This is a genomic window from Methanocella sp. (genome assembly GCF_035506375.1).
Taxonomy (GTDB): Archaea; Halobacteriota; Methanocellia; order Methanocellales; family Methanocellaceae; genus Methanocella.
In genome coordinates, this window is the sequence record NZ_DATJPM010000076.1 from 1 (window position 1) to 17,663 (window position 17,663).

The 17,663-nt window shown below is 56.2% G+C and carries 24 protein-coding genes; 7 read left to right on the forward strand and 17 right to left on the reverse strand.

Going from position 1 to position 17,663, the window contains the following annotated elements; all coding sequences use genetic code 11:
• The 5 genes from VMC84_RS10305 to VMC84_RS10325 form a co-directional block, all read left to right on the forward strand.
• On the forward strand, positions 1 to 724 hold a 724-nt coding region (locus VMC84_RS10305), incomplete at its 5' end, for a transketolase C-terminal domain-containing protein (RefSeq protein ID WP_325380304.1).
• Positions 725 to 1,648 carry a pyruvate synthase subunit PorB gene (gene porB, locus VMC84_RS10310; protein WP_325380306.1) on the forward strand — a complete coding sequence of 308 codons (924 nt, stop codon included), beginning with the start codon at positions 725 to 727 and terminating at the stop codon, positions 1,646 to 1,648. It begins immediately after the preceding gene.
• Between the two features lie 14 nt (positions 1,649 to 1,662).
• On the forward strand, positions 1,663 to 2,265 hold the full coding sequence (locus VMC84_RS10315; protein WP_325380308.1) for an IMP cyclohydrolase: 603 nt from the start codon (positions 1,663 to 1,665) through the stop codon (positions 2,263 to 2,265).
• A 68-nt stretch (positions 2,266 to 2,333) separates the two neighbouring features.
• Entirely contained in the window at positions 2,334 to 4,091 is a 1,758-nt protein-coding gene (locus VMC84_RS10320) for a GAF domain-containing sensor histidine kinase (RefSeq protein WP_325380310.1), read from the forward strand.
• A 12-nt stretch (positions 4,092 to 4,103) separates the two neighbouring features.
• Positions 4,104 to 4,508 (forward strand): hypothetical protein, encoded by a 405-nt coding sequence (locus VMC84_RS10325; RefSeq protein WP_325380312.1) that lies wholly within the window; start codon positions 4,104 to 4,106, stop codon positions 4,506 to 4,508.
• Between the two features lie 59 nt (positions 4,509 to 4,567).
• Here the strand turns inward: VMC84_RS10325 and VMC84_RS10330 are convergent, their stop codons facing one another.
• The 4 genes from VMC84_RS10330 to VMC84_RS10345 form a co-directional block, all read right to left on the reverse strand.
• A complete protein-coding gene (locus VMC84_RS10330; protein ID WP_325380314.1) occupies positions 4,568 to 5,584 on the reverse strand; it encodes a transcription initiation factor IIB in 1,017 nt (338 codons plus the stop codon).
• Positions 5,585 to 5,595: 11 nt separating this feature from the next.
• Positions 5,596 to 5,835 carry a Gar1/Naf1 family protein gene (locus VMC84_RS10335; protein ID WP_325380316.1) on the reverse strand — a complete coding sequence of 80 codons (240 nt, stop codon included), beginning with the start codon at positions 5,833 to 5,835 and terminating at the stop codon, positions 5,596 to 5,598.
• A gap of 119 nt (positions 5,836 to 5,954) precedes the next feature.
• Positions 5,955 to 6,614 (reverse strand): histidinol phosphate phosphatase domain-containing protein, encoded by a 660-nt coding sequence (locus VMC84_RS10340; RefSeq protein ID WP_349256772.1) that lies wholly within the window; start codon positions 6,612 to 6,614, stop codon positions 5,955 to 5,957.
• A gap of 417 nt (positions 6,615 to 7,031) precedes the next feature.
• Entirely contained in the window at positions 7,032 to 7,340 is a 309-nt protein-coding gene (locus tag VMC84_RS10345) for a signal recognition particle subunit SRP19/SEC65 family protein (protein ID WP_325380320.1), read from the reverse strand.
• Between the two features lie 391 nt (positions 7,341 to 7,731).
• On the opposite strand from VMC84_RS10345, the gene VMC84_RS10350 reads away from it, so the two are divergent.
• Positions 7,732 to 8,532: a hypothetical protein gene (locus VMC84_RS10350; RefSeq protein WP_325380322.1), complete on the forward strand. Its 801-nt coding sequence runs from the start codon at positions 7,732 to 7,734 to the stop codon at positions 8,530 to 8,532.
• A gap of 529 nt (positions 8,533 to 9,061) precedes the next feature.
• Here VMC84_RS10350 and VMC84_RS10355 read toward each other — a convergent pair.
• From VMC84_RS10355 to VMC84_RS10405, 11 genes are read right to left on the reverse strand one after another with little or no spacing between them, the layout of a single operon-like run.
• The gene (locus VMC84_RS10355; RefSeq protein WP_325380324.1) at positions 9,062 to 9,295 is read right to left on the reverse strand and encodes a DUF3194 domain-containing protein; all 234 of its coding nucleotides are present in this window, start codon (positions 9,293 to 9,295) and stop codon (positions 9,062 to 9,064) included.
• Between the two features lie 6 nt (positions 9,296 to 9,301).
• Positions 9,302 to 9,667, reverse strand: coding sequence for a prefoldin subunit beta (locus VMC84_RS10360; RefSeq protein WP_325380326.1), 366 nt, complete (start codon positions 9,665 to 9,667; stop codon positions 9,302 to 9,304).
• Between the two features lie 12 nt (positions 9,668 to 9,679).
• The gene (locus VMC84_RS10365) at positions 9,680 to 9,922 is read right to left on the reverse strand and encodes a KEOPS complex subunit Pcc1 (RefSeq protein ID WP_325380328.1); all 243 of its coding nucleotides are present in this window, start codon (positions 9,920 to 9,922) and stop codon (positions 9,680 to 9,682) included.
• A gap of 1 nt (position 9,923) precedes the next feature.
• Positions 9,924 to 10,061 (reverse strand): DNA-directed RNA polymerase subunit P, encoded by a 138-nt coding sequence (locus tag VMC84_RS10370; RefSeq protein ID WP_325380330.1) that lies wholly within the window; start codon positions 10,059 to 10,061, stop codon positions 9,924 to 9,926.
• A gap of 15 nt (positions 10,062 to 10,076) precedes the next feature.
• Positions 10,077 to 10,361: a 50S ribosomal protein L37ae gene (locus tag VMC84_RS10375; protein ID WP_325380332.1), complete on the reverse strand. Its 285-nt coding sequence runs from the start codon at positions 10,359 to 10,361 to the stop codon at positions 10,077 to 10,079.
• Positions 10,362 to 11,144 carry an exosome complex protein Rrp42 gene (gene rrp42 / locus VMC84_RS10380; RefSeq protein ID WP_325380334.1) on the reverse strand — a complete coding sequence of 261 codons (783 nt, stop codon included), beginning with the start codon at positions 11,142 to 11,144 and terminating at the stop codon, positions 10,362 to 10,364.
• Positions 11,137 to 11,901, reverse strand: a complete 765-nt coding sequence (gene rrp41 / locus VMC84_RS10385) for an exosome complex exonuclease Rrp41 (protein ID WP_325380336.1) — start codon at positions 11,899 to 11,901, stop codon at positions 11,137 to 11,139. Before rrp41 ends, rrp42 begins: the two co-directional genes overlap by 8 nt.
• The gene (gene rrp4, locus VMC84_RS10390; protein ID WP_325380338.1) at positions 11,898 to 12,572 is read right to left on the reverse strand and encodes an exosome complex RNA-binding protein Rrp4; all 675 of its coding nucleotides are present in this window, start codon (positions 12,570 to 12,572) and stop codon (positions 11,898 to 11,900) included. The genes rrp41 and rrp4 overlap by 4 nt, the downstream gene beginning before the upstream one ends.
• Positions 12,573 to 12,580: 8 nt before the next feature.
• On the reverse strand, positions 12,581 to 13,276 hold the full coding sequence (locus VMC84_RS10395; protein WP_325380340.1) for a ribosome assembly factor SBDS: 696 nt from the start codon (positions 13,274 to 13,276) through the stop codon (positions 12,581 to 12,583).
• A gap of 12 nt (positions 13,277 to 13,288) precedes the next feature.
• The gene (psmA, locus tag VMC84_RS10400; protein WP_325380342.1) at positions 13,289 to 14,059 is read right to left on the reverse strand and encodes an archaeal proteasome endopeptidase complex subunit alpha; all 771 of its coding nucleotides are present in this window, start codon (positions 14,057 to 14,059) and stop codon (positions 13,289 to 13,291) included.
• Positions 14,060 to 14,066: 7 nt separating this feature from the next.
• Complete coding sequence (locus tag VMC84_RS10405) at positions 14,067 to 14,582, reverse strand: Rpp14/Pop5 family protein (protein WP_325380345.1); 516 nt, start codon at positions 14,580 to 14,582, stop codon at positions 14,067 to 14,069.
• Between the two features lie 295 nt (positions 14,583 to 14,877).
• Between VMC84_RS10405 and VMC84_RS10410 the strand changes: the two genes are divergently transcribed.
• Complete coding sequence (locus VMC84_RS10410; RefSeq protein ID WP_325380347.1) at positions 14,878 to 16,362, forward strand: radical SAM/SPASM domain-containing protein; 1,485 nt, start codon at positions 14,878 to 14,880, stop codon at positions 16,360 to 16,362.
• Here VMC84_RS10410 and VMC84_RS10415 read toward each other — a convergent pair.
• Together VMC84_RS10415 and VMC84_RS10420 are read right to left on the reverse strand one after the other, a co-directional pair.
• Positions 16,346 to 17,104, reverse strand: coding sequence for an ABC transporter permease (locus VMC84_RS10415; protein WP_325380349.1), 759 nt, complete (start codon positions 17,102 to 17,104; stop codon positions 16,346 to 16,348). The two genes, VMC84_RS10410 and VMC84_RS10415, sit on opposite strands and share 17 nt — an antisense overlap.
• Positions 17,101 to 17,663, reverse strand: a 563-nt coding sequence (locus VMC84_RS10420; RefSeq protein WP_325380351.1) for a DUF4162 domain-containing protein, incomplete at its 5' end; no start/stop codon positions are given. The genes VMC84_RS10420 and VMC84_RS10415, both read right to left, overlap by 4 nt.

Genomic DNA, 17,663 nt, shown 5'->3' on the forward strand with positions numbered 1-17,663 from the left:
CCGGGTGCTCCTGCCCGTCATGGTCAACCTGGACGGTTTCCTCATCACCCATACGTACGAGCCCGTAGAGCTATTGGACCAGAAGATGGTGGACGAGTTCCTTCCGCCCTATAAGCCGCTGTACGCCCTCGACCCGAAGAACCCGGTGACCATGGGCCTGGTAGCGCCGCCGGAAGTCTACACCGAGGCCCGCTACATGGTGCACAATGCCCAGATAAAGTCTAAGGAAGTCATCGAGGAAGTCGCCCGGGACTTCGGTAAAAAGTTCGGGAGGTACCAGGGCGGCCTGATCGAGGCCTATAAGATGGAGGGCGCCGAAGTAGCGCTGGTCGCCATGGGGTCCATCATCGGCTCCATAAAGGACGCGGTGGACGAGATGCGCGCCGAAGGCATCAAGGTCGGCGCGGTGAAGGTGCGTGCGTACCGGCCGTTCCCGGTCGAGGCGCTGCGTGATGCGCTAAAGGGCGCCAAGGTTATCTGCGTCGTCGACAGGAACATCTCCATGGGCATGGAGGGTGCCCTGTTCACCGACCTGAAGGCCGGCCTCTACGCGAAGTCGAGCGCCGAAATGCTGGGCTTTATCGCCGGCCTGGGGGGCAGGGACATCACGATCGAGGATTTCAAGGCGATGGCGAACAAAGGGTTCGCGAAGCTCAAGGGGGAAAAGGTATCCGAGATGGAATGGTACAAGCTTGACGCCGACATACTCCCGGAGGGGATATAAATGGCGGCGCTAGAGGACCTATTCGCATCGGGCCACAGGGCCTGTGCGGGCTGCGGGTGCGCGCTGACGATGAAGACGCTGCTGCGCGCCACCGGCCCGAACGTGATCATCGCCGAGGCGACGGGCTGCATGGAGGTCGTCTCCTCCACCTACCCGGAGAGTGCCTGGAAGGTGCCCTGGATCCACTCCCTGTTCGAGAATGCGGGCCCCGTGGCCGCAGGGATCGAGTCGGGGCTCAAGGCCACCGGCAGGAAGAACGACACCAAGATCATCGCCATTGGCGGCGACGGCGCGACCTTTGATATCGGCTTCGGCAACCTGTCGGGCGTCATGGAGCGGGGCCACGATATCCTGTACGTTTGCTACGATAACGAGGCGTACATGAACACCGGCATCCAGCGGAGCGGTTCCACGCCCTACGATGCCTCGACGACGACCACGCCGTCGGGAAAGATCTCCTATGGTAATCAGAGGCCGAAGAAGAACATCCCGGCGATCATGGCGGCGCATGGCGTGCCTTACGTAGCCGTGACCTCCATCGGCTATCCGGCGGATTTCACCAAGAAAGTCAGAAAAGCGCTGACCATCGAAGGGCCCAAGTACATCCAGGTGCACGCGACCTGCACGCCCGGCTGGGGCGTCGACAGCGCCGAGTCCATTGAGATCCTGAGGCTCGCCGTGGAGACGGCGATGTATCCTCTATTCGAGTACGAGAACGGCCAGCGGACGAGCGTCCACAAAATAAAAGACCGCAAGCCTGTCCGCGAGTACCTCGAGAGGCAGAAGCGGTTCTCGCACCTGTTCAAGATGCCCGGCGGCGATAAGGAGATCGAGAAGATCCAGCGGATTGCGGACCTCAACGCGGAGTTCTTCGGCCTGGACGTCAAGCCGAAGCCGCAAGAGGCTCAGGAGCCCAAACAGTAAGCAGGGAGTATCGGATGTACGTCGGAAGGTTCGTCTGCGTGGGAAAAACGGGCGGAAAGCTGTGGGCTGGATACCGGGTATCCTCACGGTCGTTCCCTAACCGGCATGCCGTGCGTATAAACGATAACACCGTGGCGATCATGCCGAAGGATATTAAAGACCTCGAGAAGAGCCCGTACATCTCGTATAACTGCGTCCGGATAGAGAACGGCGCGGCCGTCATCGCCAACGGCTCCCATACCGACCCCATAATCGAGAAAATATCGACGGGCTATCCGGCACGCGATGCCCTTGCTTTGAGCTTACTGGCGATGGACTACGAGAGGGATACGCTCGATACGCCACGGATCGCGGCGGCCCTTTCGAACGGTTTTGCTTATCTGGGCATCGTCACGAGGGACGGCATCAACGTCAGCGACTTTCCGCTGCTTGAGAACGAGTGCTTCATGGTGGCCACCTACGAGAAGACGGTCTTCTCGCGGCTGACGGTCGAGGCATCGTCCGCGGAGGACGTGGCGAAGAAGATGTTCGAGCTCACCTTCGAGAAGGCCGTGTGCTCCGCCGGAGTATTCCAGTCGGACGGCGGGTTCGAAGTGGGCATCTACAACGGGCCTTAAACGGCCCTTATTTTTTATCACGCATAATACATATTTATATTTTTAAATAAATATTATAAACGAGTCCGATGCAAGAGAACTTTCCAGGGCCATATCACGAGAGATCCTGCTCCCTTCTTTTCCGTAACGCCGCGATGATGGATAGCTCCGACAGCATGGATACCGCCCTGGGAAGGCTCGCAGCCAATATGGCAGAGCTCGCGGGGTCCGATTCCTGCCTTGTCCTGTTAAGGAGCCTGGAGGATGAATGGAAAGTCGCCGCCGCGTACGGCCAGGGCCTACAGGCGCAGAGCATCGAATTATCCGGCGCCGCCCTCGCGGCCATCGAAAGAAAGGAGGCTGCCGCAGTAAAAGCCGGCGACCTGGGGGTCCGTGACTTTGAAGGCACTGCTTTTCTCTGCGTTCCGCTGGTCTCCTACAGCCGGCCGGCCGGGCTGGCCGTGCTCTTCTCTAAAGGAAGGCGCCTGGAATTTTCTCCGGACACGAAAAAGCTTCTCGCCATGATGGGCATCCAGGGAGCCCACGCAATCGACGAGTTCACCTACCGCGACGAGCTTCAGAAGCGCAGCGACGAGCTTCGCCGGGTCTACGAGATCCAGCGCCGGATCACCCAGAGCATCGACCTGGATGAGGCGACGGCAAGCATCGTCGAGAATGCGCCCTATATCACCCGGCTCGAATACTGTTTGATATACCTCCTGGACCCGAACGAGCGCAATATCGTATCCGTAAAGGCTCCCGAGGCCGTGGAAAAGAAGTTCGGCAAGCTCAAGTTCAGCCTGGACGAGCTCGTGGCCTCGCGGATCGCCATGGACGAGCGGAGGCCGCTGTTCATCGAGGATGCCCGTACGTTCCCTAACATTTCGAAGCGCATCGTGGATATGCTCGGCTGGGGCTCAGCCATCGTGCTGCCCCTCATATCCCGGGACCGCGTGCTGGGCGTCATGTGGCTCTACACCACCGACCGGAAGGTTCATTTCGACGACAACGACCGCAGGAGCGCCATCGCCCTGTCCGACCAGGCAGCGAACATCATCGACACCGCGCGCCTATACAAAGAGCTCGCAGATTCCTATGAGAAGCTAAAGGATCTGGACAGGACGAAGATGGAATTTTTTACGCTCATCTCCCACGAGCTGAGAAACCCCCTGGCCATCATCAAAGGCTATACGGAGCTTCTCTACGACAGCACGCTCGGCGAGGTGAACGATAAGCAGAAGGATAAGCTTGCACGGATCCGGGAGAACGTCGATAAGCTCGCCGACATGGTCGGCAAGATGTCCGAGATCTCGTCCCTGGAGACGAAACGCTACAGCGTCGACCGGTCAGACGTGTCCCTGGGGAACATGGTGGAAGAGCTCGCGGATACGATGGGTTTCCTCTTTAAGAACAAGCACATCACGCTCGAGGTGGTGATACCCGAAAATCTGCCATTGGTGGAAGTGGACAGAAAAAAGATGGAGCAGGTCATCCTGAACCTCCTGAACAACGCTCTCAAATATACGCCCGATGGCGGCCGCGTGACCATCGGGGCGAAGGATCGCGTCACAGACATCCTTGTATGGGTGAGCGATACGGGCATAGGCATACCAAGGAAAGACCTGGATAAGATCTTTACCGGGTTCTACCACTCCGGATACAAGCTGTCCTACGAGTACAAAGGCCCGGGCCTGGGGCTGGCCGTCTCCCGGAAGATCATCGAGGGCCACGGCGGCCATATCTGGACGAAAAGCGAAGTGGGGAAAGGCAGCACTTTTTATTTTACCATACCGAAGCGCCACGCCGGAGAGGCGCCGGCCGCAAGCCACCCGGCGCGCACGCGATAATTATAACATTCCATGCGTATACTTGACATGATGAACAGGTGCTCAAAGATCCGGATATCGTGCGGCCTACTCGCACTTATCATGGTCTTGAACGCGATACTTTCCGCCATATGCGTCTATATATCGATGGACTGGCTCCGGGCCATGTTCTACGGCATCAACGTTGTGGTAGTCCTGCTTCTTTTCTGCACGCTGGCCATCCAGTCCTACGGCTATACGGGAAAGATCGGCGAAGAGCGACGGCAAACGCCGTATCTCTACTCCGTGATCGGCGTGATGATGGGGTGCACGCTGCTCCTCGCGCCGGTCATGTACCTCAGCGTATCGTCGTCGATAAATGACCCGGTCATCCTGTTATCGTGCATCTGCATCCTGGTGGTTTACGTTTACATCATCATCCTTCGGGACCATTCGTGATGCGGTAAGCTAAACGGATTTAGAAATAAAAAAGAGGGTGGGTCCCGAACAACCCCGCTTTACAGGATTATCTCAATGTCGAGCTCTTCGGCGAGCTCCTTGTACCGGTTCCGGATGGTGACTTCGGTCACGCCGGCCACGTTGGCGACTTCCCTCTGGGTCCTGCGCTCTCCGCACAGGATGGAGGAAATGTAGATGGCCGCCGCAGCCACGCCCGTCGGGCCCCGGCCACTTGTAAGCTCCTTCTCCGCCGCCTGCCTCAGGATCTCCACGGCCCGGCTCTGCACCTCGCCTTTTAGCGATAATCCGGAGCAGAATCTCGGGACGTAGTCGATGGGCGAGGTCGGCATCAGCTTGAGGCCCAGCTCACGGGATATGAACCGGTAGGTCCTGCCGATCTCTTTTCTGCTTACTCTCGATACTTCCGCGATCTCGTCGAGGGTCCTGGGAACGCCGTTCTGCCTGCAGGCCGCGTACAGCGCTGCCGCCGCCACGCCTTCAATGCTCCGGCCGCGGATCAGGTTCTTCGTCACGGCCTTACGGTAAACTACGGCCGACGTCTCCCTGATGTTCCTCGGCAGGCCGAGAGCGGACGCCATACGGTCCAGCTCGGAAAGAGCGAACGCCAGGTTACGCTCCGTCGCGTTAGAAACACGAATACGCCTCTGCCATTTCCTGAGACGGTACAGCTGGGCCCTGTTCTTCGATGAGATGGACTTGCCATAGGAGTCACGGTTCCTCCAGTCGATCATCGTGGACAGGCCCTTGTCGTGGATGGTGAACGTCATGGGGGCGCCTACACGAGACCTCTTCATGCGCTGGTCGTGGTCAAAGGCCCGCCACTCGGGGCCCATGTCGATGAAGTCCTCATCGACGACCAGGCCGCACTCGTTACACACGAGCTCGGCTCTCTCGTAGTCGTGGACAAGCTGGCGGGAGCCGCATTCGGGGCACTCGACGATGCGTTCTTCTCCCTCGCCCTTTTCTTTCTCGCCCTCTTTCTTGGTCCTCTCCAGAGTCTTCTCCCTGGGGACTTCCTTCTTTTCGATTTCTCTGATCTTCTCTATTTCTGCCACGCTTACACCTTCTATGCCGTGTAGACTCGGTCATTTATGAGCGCTTTAGCCTTGGACGCCGGATAATTCTTAAAAAGCCTGACGGATATGTAGGGATCCTTCTCCGGGCCAAAGATGTCGTAAACTGTGCCGATCTTTTCCATTTTTTTGGTTAACACGCTGCTGTTCATTCTGGGAAGTGAGCCATCGTCAGAGCGAATAATGAGGTTGCCGTGCGTCGATAAATGTAATACCTTGCCAAGCCTCTTCAAAAATCGTCACTTCCAAAACTATAAATAGTCTCGCCTCATAGTATATAAACTTTACGTAATGCTTAATAAGCTACGCTATGCGCGTAAAATAAGGGCGTCAACTGCAAGTATGCGCCTACCTATTCTCTCTTTTTAAGTATTTTCAGTAATAAATCTTTCGAATTTTGGAGCGCATTTTCCGCCTCTTTGCCGGCCAATCCAGCGCCCCGGGCCACTGCGACGGCCTTTTCCCGGGTGATGAGGTCGTCCGGCGAGTGCGTGTCCGTGTCGACGACGAGCCTTGCGCCAGACTCTTTTGCCATCCGGGCCACGTGGCCGTTGGTCACGTTGTGGCCGTATCGGGCAGTAATCTCTAAATATATTCCATTGTCGGCGGCGAGGCTCGCCTCCTCCTCCGTGATGAAACCCGGGTGGGCCAGGATATCTACATCGCCGCACTCCACCGCCGCAAGGTTCGTGAGAGGCGCCACTGGCTCGACGGGGGACTGACCATGCACGACCACGATCTCCGCGCCCGCCTCTTTCGCCATGCGGGCCAGCTTTGGGATGAGCTTCGGGGGCACGTGCGTGATCTCGACGCCCGCCAGCACTTTGATGTCGAAGCCTTCCTCCAGGTAGCGTGCGCTTTTCGCCCCCTGGAGTAGCATGTCGATGTTGGTAAAATCCGCATGGTCGGTGAGCGCGATGGCCTGGTATCCCATCACTTTCGCCCGCCGGACCAGCTCGCTGGGGAGGAGCTCCCCGTCGCTAAAGAGCGTGTGAGTGTGAAGGTCGATCATCATAGAGACTAGAATAAGCTATTATTTATGCTTTATTAAAACTGTGCTGTATTGAATATGCCGCTTCAAGCCACGAAGGGGACGGAGGCACTATTCTCACCACAAAGGCACCATGGGCACAATGCTTCACAAAGATTTTTTTACATTGACACAAAGGACACAATGACCCGCTTTTTGGGTGCTAGGGCGCCAAGGATACGATGGCACCAGGCAAAAAGCCCTTCCATGTTCATCCCCAGTGCCATTGTAACCTTTGTGCCCTAACCCCGATGAACCGGGCTTTGTAACTTTGTAACTTAATTATAAAAAAGACTTTGTGTATCATTGTGCCCATGGTGCCTTTGTGGTGAGAATAGTGCCCTTTGTACCTTTGATTCTTAAAATACCGGGATCATTCATCAAAGCATAAAACGGGGCTTATTGCTTGCCGCCCCTGAGCCTGATGATCTCCACGCCAATCTTATCCAGCAAGGCGGACTTCGGCCCGATGTTATCTATGGTCAACCTCCCGGTCTTCTCAAGTGGCCTGCCCGGGTGGGCCTTGTTCGCCTCGATCTCGGGGTGGAGGCCCAGGTTCTCGGCCGCGCGCTTTATCTCGGTCGCCTTCGGGGCCTTTACGGAGTGCTCCTTCTTCGTCATCCTGCCCTCTTTCCGGGTGTGGTTCAGGTCCAGGTAGACCGGCCAGACAAAGATCCGTTTCTTGCTTTGCATCTGCTCTCGCTGCATTACTGATAGTTATCCTGTCATCAACTATTTATCTTTCCAGAGCCTAAATAAAATTTTATAATGATTTTTCATTGTGAATGAGCAATAAATTTATATCACCATACTCGAGAGTACTAATTGCCAATAATATGTAAAGCCTGTTGAACGCGTTAAGTTGTTGAACAGTTGAGTTGTTGAACACGGCACAGCGGTTGAATAGGTGTAGCATATGCAAATGGGCCGCGGCGAGCCTTTAATCGCCGCCAGTGAAAACGGAGGCCTATCGCAAAAGGATCGTGAGGTTCTGGTACGATAAACTCGAAAACACTGTATTCCTTCTTTTTCTTTGTATTTTCCGTTGACGGTTCGTTAGATAACGGTTTTATATTCCGGCCTTTAGAGAGTACTTATTATGCGCTTGACCGCGGCCGCCCTGGTATTAATCGTCATGATGATAGTAGTCGCTATGGCCGGCTGCGACGATCCCTATTACCCGCGTGCTCCCGATTATAACTATACGGTCACCGTCACTGGCCTGGAGAACTTTACGACGGAGAACGGGACGGCCACGATATGGCTGCCCATACCGGCCGTCGACGGTAAGCCGATCCTGGCGGAGGGCTGGATGCTGAACGATCGCCTCAACTTTTTCGAGGTACGCCATGGTACGCGGTCGATCGGGCCGGCCGATACGGCTTACGGGCCGATGCTCGAGGTCGAGGTCAACATGACCGACTACTATTACAGCTATGCCAGCGTTACGCCCATCGCTGTCAGCCCCGGGCAGAACATGTCGGAGGCGCCCACCGTCGTCCCGGACCGCATCAATAAAAGCATGTCATTCGACGACTTTAGCGTCATAGCCACAGGCCTTGTAGGCCAGCTCGACCTGCCGACCTCTACCGATGCAAGGCTAAAGGTCATAGGATTTTTAGATCAGCCGCTGCTGCCCGCGATGAACGGGGCAGGGGGCAATTACACCTCGTACGTCTTCCTTGATAAAAGCCTCAAGCCGTCGAGTAACGATAGCAGGATCAATATCACGGGGACCCTGACGGTGAGCCTCAACCACAATAAGGTGAACGCGACGGAAGAGGGCGCACGGAAATTTGAGATACATACGTTCAACTTCGACGAGACGATACCGGGCAACGTTACGGGGCTCATACCCGTACAGGTCAGGCACGATTACCATTCGAGCATATATTATTAATTTAATAGAAAATTCGTGCTGTGTTGAGTATCTCATTTTAAACGCATGGAGAGTACAAAAGCACTATTTTCACCACGGAGGCCAGTTGTTCCGTGTTTGTTTAGTGGTCCTTTGCCACTTTTTCCACTTTCGTACTGCCCGTCGGTTTTTCAACACGAAAACACGAAAGACTTTTTAGTCCCACGTGAGGGCACGAAAATCACTAAGGTCCATGCCTGGCGCTTAAAACACGAAACAACCTAACGAATGGCACTAAAACACTAAAGGATTGAACCACGAGGACGGCATGAAATTTATGCTTTCTCTAGTGTTTCAAATAATTAGTTGATGTTCGTGCCCTTCGGGAGATTGTTTAGTGTTTTGACGTGAAAGCATCCATCTTAGTGCGGTTCGTGCCCCTTACGTGGGACTAAAAAGTCATTCGTGTTTTAGTGTTGAAAAACCGGACAAATCAGCGAACTCCGTGCCCTTATTAAGCTTAAAATAACGCCGCAATTCAACACAGCGGAAATTAGTAAAAAAGTGCGGGTTACTTGCCCATCAACTCGTCGGCCTTTTCCGAGGCGACCCTGAGGGCCTCGTCGACGGTCTTCTGGTCGACGGCCTCGCCCCTGTCGCTGACAAGCCGGATGTCGATAGTCACTGCGCCCTCATCAATGCCGACAGCGATATCCAGATCCTCGACGCGCTTGGACGGGACCACGGAGTAAATATACTCGAGGGCGGCGTCGTAGACCGCCTCGATTATGGCTTCATCCTTCATTTAATCTTAGGAGGCCTCTTTACCGCTGGGGCCTTTACCCAGGGCGGCCTTGAGCTGGTCCTGGAGCTGCGTGAAGCGGGACTGGATGCGCTCTTCCTGGCGGGCCAGCGACTTCAGCCTCACGTCGAGGGAGTCCTTCTTCTCCTCGAGGTCCTTGAGGACCTCTTCCTTGTTGGCCTTGACGAGCAGCTCGCCGGCGGCCTTATAGACGACGGCGTTGTCATCGGTCTTCTTGAGCTCCTCGAGCGCCCTCTCGGTCTCCCGGAGGACCATCTCGACCTGGCTCTTCTGCTGCATGAGCGCCTGCGCCTGCTGCTGTATCTGTTGCAGCTGGGCAAGCTGGTTCTGGATCTGCGGTGGCAGTTCGTTCATGATATCACCAATCTAAGCGGCCTTGCGGGCATCGAACATCTCTTCCGCTATTTTAATCAATCGCAGCCACGTGTTGAGCGCCGCGCGAAGAGAAATGATGTCCTCGGCCTCGATAAATAATTTTAGAAGCCCCCCCTCTACGCCCAGAGTGATCCTGGAGCGCTCGGACGGGGAGGCCTGGAGTTCGGGCGTTAGCACTTCGAGGGCCTTCCCGGCCATGGGTCCGAACTCGAACTCGACGAATACGGTGTGCATTCTATACGGCTTTGACACGCTTGATGGCGGTAGGCCTTTCCTTGACCAGCACGCGGTGCCCGCAGTAGGGGCACCTGACTCCGCCGTATTCCTTATCAAGCTCCACCACGTGCTTGCAGTGGGCGCACTTGTATACCATTGACGGCTCACCTGCCTATTCCTGGGCTTCGGTGGCCTTCTTGACGTTCCGGGCCATCGTCTTGCCGACGTTGGTCTGGGGCAGGTAAGTGCCGCCGGTGTACGTGTACTTGCACTTCGTGCAGGTCCAGATGCCGGTGCCCTCTCTCCACACGGACATGCGTCCGCACTTAGGGCACTTGAAGGCCTGCCTCATGTTCTCTTCGATGTCGGCGACGAGCACGCGGGTCTTGCGGCCGTAGCGCGGGCCGAACCGGCCGGCGCTCCTCGTCTTCCTGCCTTTCGCGCTTCCTTCTACCATTTACTGTATTCCCTCCAGTTTTTCCCTGAGCACGCTCGCCTTCTCTTTGGCGATGTGCACAACATATTTTACTTCGTCGGGAGTCAGCGTGCCTACGCCGCTCTTCTGCATCCCGGCCAGCGCGCCCTCTTTGTTCGTGATGACGGTCAGCTTGCACGACGCGACGTTCTCCTCGTCCAGGCTCGGGTCGAGCATGATGGAGTCGCCGATCTTGACGGCCGTGATGCCTGCCGGAATGTCGTTCAGGGGCAGCTTTGCGTCCTCTCCGAAGCCGAATTTGGCGTTCGGGATGACGGTGTTCATAAGCGCCGCGGTCGCTCCCAGCGAGGCGGCGTCCATGAGGTTGCCGTCGTGGTCGAGGACGTGGACGTCGATGAAGACCATCCAGACTTTCTGACCACTTTCAATACACAACTTAGATAAATCAATTGCGCCCGATTCGCGGACGCCGCGGTCCACGACCCTGGCCAGCTCGATCGCGTCCTCCCTCGGGGGGCCGGTCTCGAACGTGGGCGATGCGAGTGGAACTAATTCCAGGTTCGTGATGATGACGCCCGTGTCCGGCGTGTCCGGGAACGGCTCGCCTGGCTGGACCTTGACGCCGACGATGACTCTCGAGTCGCCGATCATGACCTGCGCCGAGCCTTCGGCCTTGTTGATGACGCCGACCTCGATGTTGATGGGCCGGAACTCGTCGAACTTACGCCCGTCGGCGCGGTCTCCCTGGCCGGCGAGGCTGTAAATGTAATCTTTCTTTATTTCTGCGATGACGTCCTCACTCATTGGCAACGCCTCCGTTCGCCCTGGCCTCTTCCTCCGCCTGCGGCGCGACCATGGTGCCATACTTCTCCACCAGGGCCTGCTTCTGCAGCTCGTGGAGCTTCTTGCAGCCCTCGACGGCCATGTCCACGGCCTTACTAAACTCTTCCTCGGTCAGGTGGCCGTCCATCTGGCAGAGCGTGATCTCGCCGAACTGGTTCATGGCGATGGGCAGGTCAGCCTGACCGTAGTTGTCCTCGTCCTTGTTCAGGTCGAGCACGACTTCGCCGTCGACCTTGCCGACCGCACACGCCGATACCAGGCACCGCATCGGGATGCCCGCGTCGGCCAGCGCCACGGATGCGGCGTTGATGCCCGCGACCCGGGTGCCCGCGTCGGCCTGGAGTATCTCGACGAAGATGTCGACCGCGGACCTGGGATAAAGCTCCTCCAGGACCACGGACTCAAGGGCCTCGCGGCTCACCTTCGATATCTCGATACTCCGCCTGTCGGGACCGGGCCTCTTGCGCTCCTCAACGGAGAACGCCGCCATGTTATATCGGTAGCGGACGATCGCCCTCGAGGCGTTCTGTAAGTGCCTCGGGTGAACCTCCCGGGGCCCGTATACGGCGGCCATCACCTTGTTGCCGCCGAATTCCAGATAGCATGAACCGTCGGCCCTTTTCAGGACCCCGGCCTTGAATTTGATGGGGCGCATTTCGTTTGGTCCTCTTCCGTCCAGCCGCTTCCCATCGATCATTAATTTTTCTGGCTTGGTCATGTCGTATTCCTCAACTGTTCCAGCTCTTTGCTGATGTACTCTTTAATGTTATCCGTAAGCCCTGACGTGTGCGCCTCGCGCTCGATCTTGAATATCGTGCGGATGGCCAGGTCGACGCGCTTATCGTCGCCCTTCAGCCATATCCGGCCGTTCTGTCCGACGAAGATGCTCACGTTCAGGTCCTTCTTAAGCATGCTTATCATAGAGCCGTTACGCCCGATGACGCGGGGGATCTTGACGTGCGAAATATCGATGACTCGCCCCTGCTTCAGTACGCGTAAGTGCTCGTCTCGCATCGTGAGCTCGACCTTCATGGTCGGATCGACGTCCGCCACGCGGGCTATGATCAGTTCGCCGACGTGCAGGTAATTGCTCATGTTCGCCGGGTCCACGCGCTCGGGGAACTCCGAGATGTGGAGCATTCCCTCGTAAGGCGCGTTGATGTCGGCGAACCAGTTCGAAAAGGTCATGTCCACGATCTTTCCGATGACGAGGTCGCCCCGGGCGGGTATGTACCGTCCGGACAGCGGGATGACCTTGATGTTCGTCCGCCTGTCCACGAGCCCGTAGTTTGCAGAATACACTTTTCCGTCCTGCACGTAGGTCCCGATCCCGGCAAGCTTCGGATCCTCCCCGAGCATGTCGCCCGGGACAACGATTTCCCTTTCCATATCAATACCTATCGTAATAGTTTGGTCTCCGCCTCGCCCTTGGATAGCTTATTCACGAGGTCGTAGAACTCGGGCTGCATGCCGGCGGGTATCTGCACGACGCCTATCCAGGAGCCGTCGTTCTGCCACTCATCCTTCAACATCCTGCCGAACGCCGATATCTCGCCAAAGGCGCGTGCCGCGTAGTTCGCGGGCACCTTCACGGCGACCCTGACCTCCTCGAACCGGATGGGTATGATGGGTCGGATCGCCTTCATTACCAGATTAACGTTCTCCTCTACGGATTTCGTCAGGTCGATGTGGACGCCCGCCTCCTCCATGGCCCTCTCGATGCGGGCGGGCGGATGGGGCGCCATGGTCTGCGGGTTGATGGCGTTCCTGGATATGAAACTGACTACCTGGCGCCTCTTCTCCTCGAGCATGCGGTGCCGCTGTTCGGCCGTCAGGTTGATCTCGCCCTCTTCGATTATTTTCCGGGCGATGTCCTGCACGTTGGTCGTGCCAAAGGCCTTAATAAGGTCCTCTTCCGGGACGCGGTCGCCCCGGGACGCGTTCTCGAAGACGTCCTCGACCGCGAGCACGTCCTCTATCTTAACTGGAGCGCCTTTTTTAAGATCGTATGCCCTGTCGGGGTCGACTAAAATCTCAAAATGCTCGCCGTGCGTCTTGAGCTTCGCGACAACGGCCTTGTCGAGCGTCACCATGGCGATGCGCCTCTACTCTTCGCTGCTCCTCTTGGCGGGCTCGACCCCGGGCTTCGCCACTCCGGCCTTCTCGACGTAATCCTTGACCTCGGCCTCGCTCAGCTTCCTGAATTTCCGGGTGGCCGCGTCGATGACTCCGATCTCGATGGTCGGGACTTCGCCCTTTGATTCCATGGACTTGTAGAGCGCCTCGATGCCCAGGAGTATCACTTCGTCCAGGCTCATGCCCACGTTAAAGCGGTTCTCCAGCATTTCCATGACCGTGTTCCGGTTAGCGCCGATGGACACGGCCTTGTACTCGTAGAGGGCGCCCGACGGGTCGGTCTCAAAGAGCCGCTGTCCGGTCTCGTCGATGCCCGCGATGAGTAAGGCGCTTCCGTATGGCCTTACGCCGCCGTACTGGGTGAACGTCTGGATGTGATCGGAAATTTTTTTCGCCAGTATCTCGATGCTGATGGGCTCGCCGTACGTGATATGGTTGACCTGCGCCTCCACGCGTGCCTTGTCGACGAGAGCCCTCCCGTCGGCAACCAGGCCCGAAGCCACGGCCCCTATATGGTCGTCGATCTTGAAGATCTTCTCTATGGACTCGGCCTCGAGCAGCTTGGTCGAGATCCGCTTGTCGACGATCATGGCAATTCCGTCCTTCGACTTCAGGCCCATGACGGTGGCGCCGCGGCGCACGGCTTCCTGGGCATAGTGTACCTGGAAAAGCCTTCCATCCGGGCTGAATACGGTGATGGCCCGGTCGTAACCCATCATCTGGGGTGTCATCTGCTGCATCTTTCTCTCACTCCTTTAATGACCTTAAATCAAAAGAGGTCAGGCTTATATAGTGGACGTTAGCCCGCTTTAGTACCTCTTTATCGTCCGGAACCATTTCAAATTCATCTCCTCTCTCCCTCACGACCGTTCCGGACATGTGCTCGTTGCTAATCGGCTTAGAAAGGATATTAGTGGCACATATATTTTTCAAGGGGATATATTTTTCTATTGCCGCATGGATAGTGCCGGCCACCCCGAGCACACGAATCGTCGCCCTGTTGCCCTTTATGGCGCATACGGTGGCCATGGCCGCCCGGGCGGTCTCCACTGCGTTGAGATTTACGCGCATGATGCCCCTCGAGCCGTTGAAGTCTATGAGCCGGTAGCCGATCTGGCTGCTTCCCGTATCGCCCACCAGCGTCTGGGTGGCGAAGAAGATCTCGTCCAGTAAGGCCTTTCTGTCGACGGGCTCGCTCTCGCAGGCGACCTCGAACGCGATATACCGTTTTTTCTCACGCAGGGACGAGGGCAGGATTTTCATAATACTCTCAATAGCAAATCCAGATACATAATACTAATGGAAATTCACTCGTACTACTCCCATTATACATCCGCCAGGTTTACCTGACATATCAACATTGTATTACTACTTTAATAACAACAAATTATTTAGTATTGTAATACTAACAAATGCATCGCAGACGTATCGCCTTTAACATATATGTTACAGACGTATCAACATAAATGTTACAGACGTATCGCCTGCCGGCCGCGTAGGTATAATGACGGGTCGGGGAAGGCCGGGTATCCGGCATTAAGAAGATGTGGTGATAATAATGGTTGACGATATAACAACAACGGCAGTCACGGTTAATACCATTCAGAAATGGCTAAATAATCCTGCTTCAAAAGGATTGCTGAGCTTCCTCTGCGAAGATGATAAATGCGGTGACAGGCTGTCTATCGCCATTGATAGCTATCTGGGGGAAGAGGTGAACGCCTGCTGGAAGTGCAAGGCTGCAGGCAAAATCGTGAGGGAAATTCTGAATAAAGGGGGACATATCTGTAACATCCAGGATGAGGACATTAAGAAAACGTTTAAACAGCCGTATTTTAAAACAGGGCTGATGAACATCATCCGGGGCATCAATGAGTATGGCGTTGCAGTACCGCAAAGAATACATGCGCCGATCGTGGTCGTATGGGACTGCACGCACGCGTGTAACCTGGGCTGTAAGCACTGCTATCAGAACGCGCAAAAGAAGCTTCCGGACGAGCTATCCACCGAGGAGGCGAAGCGCATGATCGACGATATCGCGGAGGCCGGCTCCTGCGCTATAGCCTTTTCGGGCGGCGAGCCGCTGATGCGAAAGGACTTTTTCGAGCTGGCCGAATACTCCGTTAAGAAGGGCCTGTATACGGCGCTCGCGACCAATGGCACCCTGATCACGAAGGAAATGGCGCACCGCATCAAGGAAGTCGGGGTCGGGTACGTGGAAGTGTCGATCGACGGGAAGGATTCGGAGACCCATGACGGGTTCAGGGGCGCCCCTGGCACGTTCGATAAGGTAATACAGGGGATAAAGAACTGCGTCGACGAGGGCCTCTATATGACCGTGGCCACGACCGTCTCAAAGACTAACGTCGAGCAGATACCGGAGATCGTCCAGCTGGTAAAGTCCCTCGGCGTGTCGAGGATCATCACCTTCAACTTCATTCCCACGGGCAGGGGCGAGTGCATGTCAAATATGGACATTACGCCCGAAGAAAGGGAGTCGCTGTTGAGGTACCTGAGCGACAGGAATTACGATAGTAATATGGAGGTCATGTCGACAGCTCCCCAGTTCGGCAGGGTCTCCGTAAAAAGGGAGGGCGTAAACCTGGCCCACTTCATGACCATCAAGAAAGTGGACAACCGGGCGATGGCTCTCTGCGAGTTCATCGGAGGCTGTGCCGCCGGCAGGTTCTACTGCTGCGTACGGCCTAACGGCGATATCAACCCCTGTGTATTTATTCCCATTAAGGTCGGGAACGTAAGGGAAAATAAGCTTCTGGACACCTGGCACAACTCCCCGGTGCTTGACACGCTGAGGGACAGGGATCAGGTGAAAGGCCATTGCGCCACATGCGAAAATAAATACATCTGCGGAGGATGCAGGGCAAGGGCGTACGCGTATTTCGGCGACCTTACTGCCGCTGACCCGGGATGTATCAATAATATGGACGCCTGGTCCGATGTAGTAAATAAAAGCTACGAGGTAGCAGATAAAAGTTTAGAGGCAGTAAATAAAAATTCGAAGGAGATTACTTCGTCCTCGTAAAGGCGTAGCTGCCAATGAGGACCGCGACCACGTCGAAGAGAGCGATCACGGCGATGGTCTGCCAGAGCGGCAGTATGGTGTGCCATACGCTGCCCATGGTAACGGCCCTCATGGCATCCACGCCATAGGTCAGCGGGTTAATGTAGAAAACCCACTTGAGCCAGTCCGGCAGCGTGGCCACGGGGAAAAGCGCCCCGCTCAGGAAGAACATGGGCATGTTGACGAACGTCATTATGACTCCGAAGTTCTCCAGGCTATCCAGTACGCTCGCGATGATGAGGCCTATGCACACCAGCCCTATCGTGACCAGGATCATCAAGGGGATGATCTCTATGGTCATTATGAAGGTGATGGGTATGCCTATGAAGAAACCGAGGATGAACACGATGATGCCCTGAAGCATCGAATTGGTGCCGACCCCCAGCATCTTGCCGATGAAAATGGACAGCCGCGACACGGGCGCGACCAGGATCTCCTTCATGAACCCGAACTGCTTGTCCCAGATGACGGAGATGCCCATGAACATCGCCGTGAAAAGCAGCGTCTGGCCGATGATGCCGGGGAAGAGGAATTGCTGGTAATTGTATCCAGCGCTGGTACCCATCGACACACCCAGGCCGGTACCGAATATGACCAGCCACAAGACAGGGGTGACCACCGAGCTGACCAGCCGTGATGTCTCCCGCACGAGCCTCAGGACTTCCCGCTTCCAGAGCGTATAGATGCCTCGAAACTCGCTCATGCCCGCCTCCTCATCCTGATCATGGGCGGTATCTCCTTGCCCTTACCGTCTCGCAGCGCCCGGCCCGTGTAGTGCATGAACACGTCGTCGAGTTGGGGCTCCTGGACCGAAATGGACTCGACGAATATGGAATTCTGGGCGGCGATGTTGATGACGGCCGGCAGTAGAGAGGCAGCGCCGTCGACGGTCATCTTGACCTCGTCGTTCACGATGGCCGCGGCCTTGGCGATCTTCGCCTCGTTGATCTTTTCCAGGAACAGCTCGTTCTTCCGCGTCTTCACGGTGATGGTCTCGCCGCCAAGGTCATCTTTTAATTTTTTAGGCGTATCCATGGCTACGATCTTGCCGTGGTCGACGATAGCGATGCGGTTGCACAGCCTGTCCGCCTCCTCCATGTAGTGAGTCGTCAGGATGACCGTGATATCCTCACTTTTTATTAGCTCCCGGATGTACGACCAGATATGGTCCCGGCTCTGGGGATCCAGGCCGATGGTGGGCTCATCGAGAAAGAGTACTTTCGGATAGTGGATGAGGCTGCGGGCGATCTCCAGCCTCCGGC

Bases quoted from the DNA above. Each gene is read 5' to 3' on its own strand.
- porB (WP_325380306.1), top strand. From the start codon at position 725: ATGGCGGCGCTAGAGGACCTATTCGCATCGGGCCACAGGGCCTGTGCG.
- VMC84_RS10315 (WP_325380308.1), top strand. From the start codon at position 1,663: ATGTACGTCGGAAGGTTCGTCTGCGTGGGAAAAACGGGCGGAAAGCTG.
- VMC84_RS10320 (WP_325380310.1), top strand. From the start codon at position 2,334: ATGCAAGAGAACTTTCCAGGGCCATATCACGAGAGATCCTGCTCCCTT.
- VMC84_RS10325 (WP_325380312.1), top strand. From the start codon at position 4,104: ATGCGTATACTTGACATGATGAACAGGTGCTCAAAGATCCGGATATCG.
- VMC84_RS10340 (WP_349256772.1), bottom strand. From the start codon at position 6,614: ATGATCGACCTTCACACTCACACGCTCTTTAGCGACGGGGAGCTCCTC.
- VMC84_RS10345 (WP_325380320.1), bottom strand. From the start codon at position 7,340: ATGCAGCGAGAGCAGATGCAAAGCAAGAAACGGATCTTTGTCTGGCCG.
- VMC84_RS10350 (WP_325380322.1), top strand. From the start codon at position 7,732: ATGCGCTTGACCGCGGCCGCCCTGGTATTAATCGTCATGATGATAGTA.
- VMC84_RS10355 (WP_325380324.1), bottom strand. From the start codon at position 9,295: ATGAAGGATGAAGCCATAATCGAGGCGGTCTACGACGCCGCCCTCGAG.
- VMC84_RS10360 (WP_325380326.1), bottom strand. From the start codon at position 9,667: ATGAACGAACTGCCACCGCAGATCCAGAACCAGCTTGCCCAGCTGCAA.
- VMC84_RS10365 (WP_325380328.1), bottom strand. From the start codon at position 9,922: ATGCACACCGTATTCGTCGAGTTCGAGTTCGGACCCATGGCCGGGAAG.
- VMC84_RS10370 (WP_325380330.1), bottom strand. From the start codon at position 10,061: ATGGTATACAAGTGCGCCCACTGCAAGCACGTGGTGGAGCTTGATAAG.
- VMC84_RS10375 (WP_325380332.1), bottom strand. From the start codon at position 10,361: ATGGTAGAAGGAAGCGCGAAAGGCAGGAAGACGAGGAGCGCCGGCCGG.
- rrp42 (WP_325380334.1), bottom strand. From the start codon at position 11,144: ATGAGTGAGGACGTCATCGCAGAAATAAAGAAAGATTACATTTACAGC.
- rrp41 (WP_325380336.1), bottom strand. From the start codon at position 11,901: ATGACCAAGCCAGAAAAATTAATGATCGATGGGAAGCGGCTGGACGGA.
- rrp4 (WP_325380338.1), bottom strand. From the start codon at position 12,572: ATGGAAAGGGAAATCGTTGTCCCGGGCGACATGCTCGGGGAGGATCCG.
- VMC84_RS10395 (WP_325380340.1), bottom strand. From the start codon at position 13,276: ATGGTGACGCTCGACAAGGCCGTTGTCGCGAAGCTCAAGACGCACGGC.
- psmA (WP_325380342.1), bottom strand. From the start codon at position 14,059: ATGCAGCAGATGACACCCCAGATGATGGGTTACGACCGGGCCATCACC.
- VMC84_RS10405 (WP_325380345.1), bottom strand. From the start codon at position 14,582: ATGAAAATCCTGCCCTCGTCCCTGCGTGAGAAAAAACGGTATATCGCG.
- VMC84_RS10410 (WP_325380347.1), top strand. From the start codon at position 14,878: ATGGTTGACGATATAACAACAACGGCAGTCACGGTTAATACCATTCAG.
- VMC84_RS10415 (WP_325380349.1), bottom strand. From the start codon at position 17,104: ATGAGCGAGTTTCGAGGCATCTATACGCTCTGGAAGCGGGAAGTCCTG.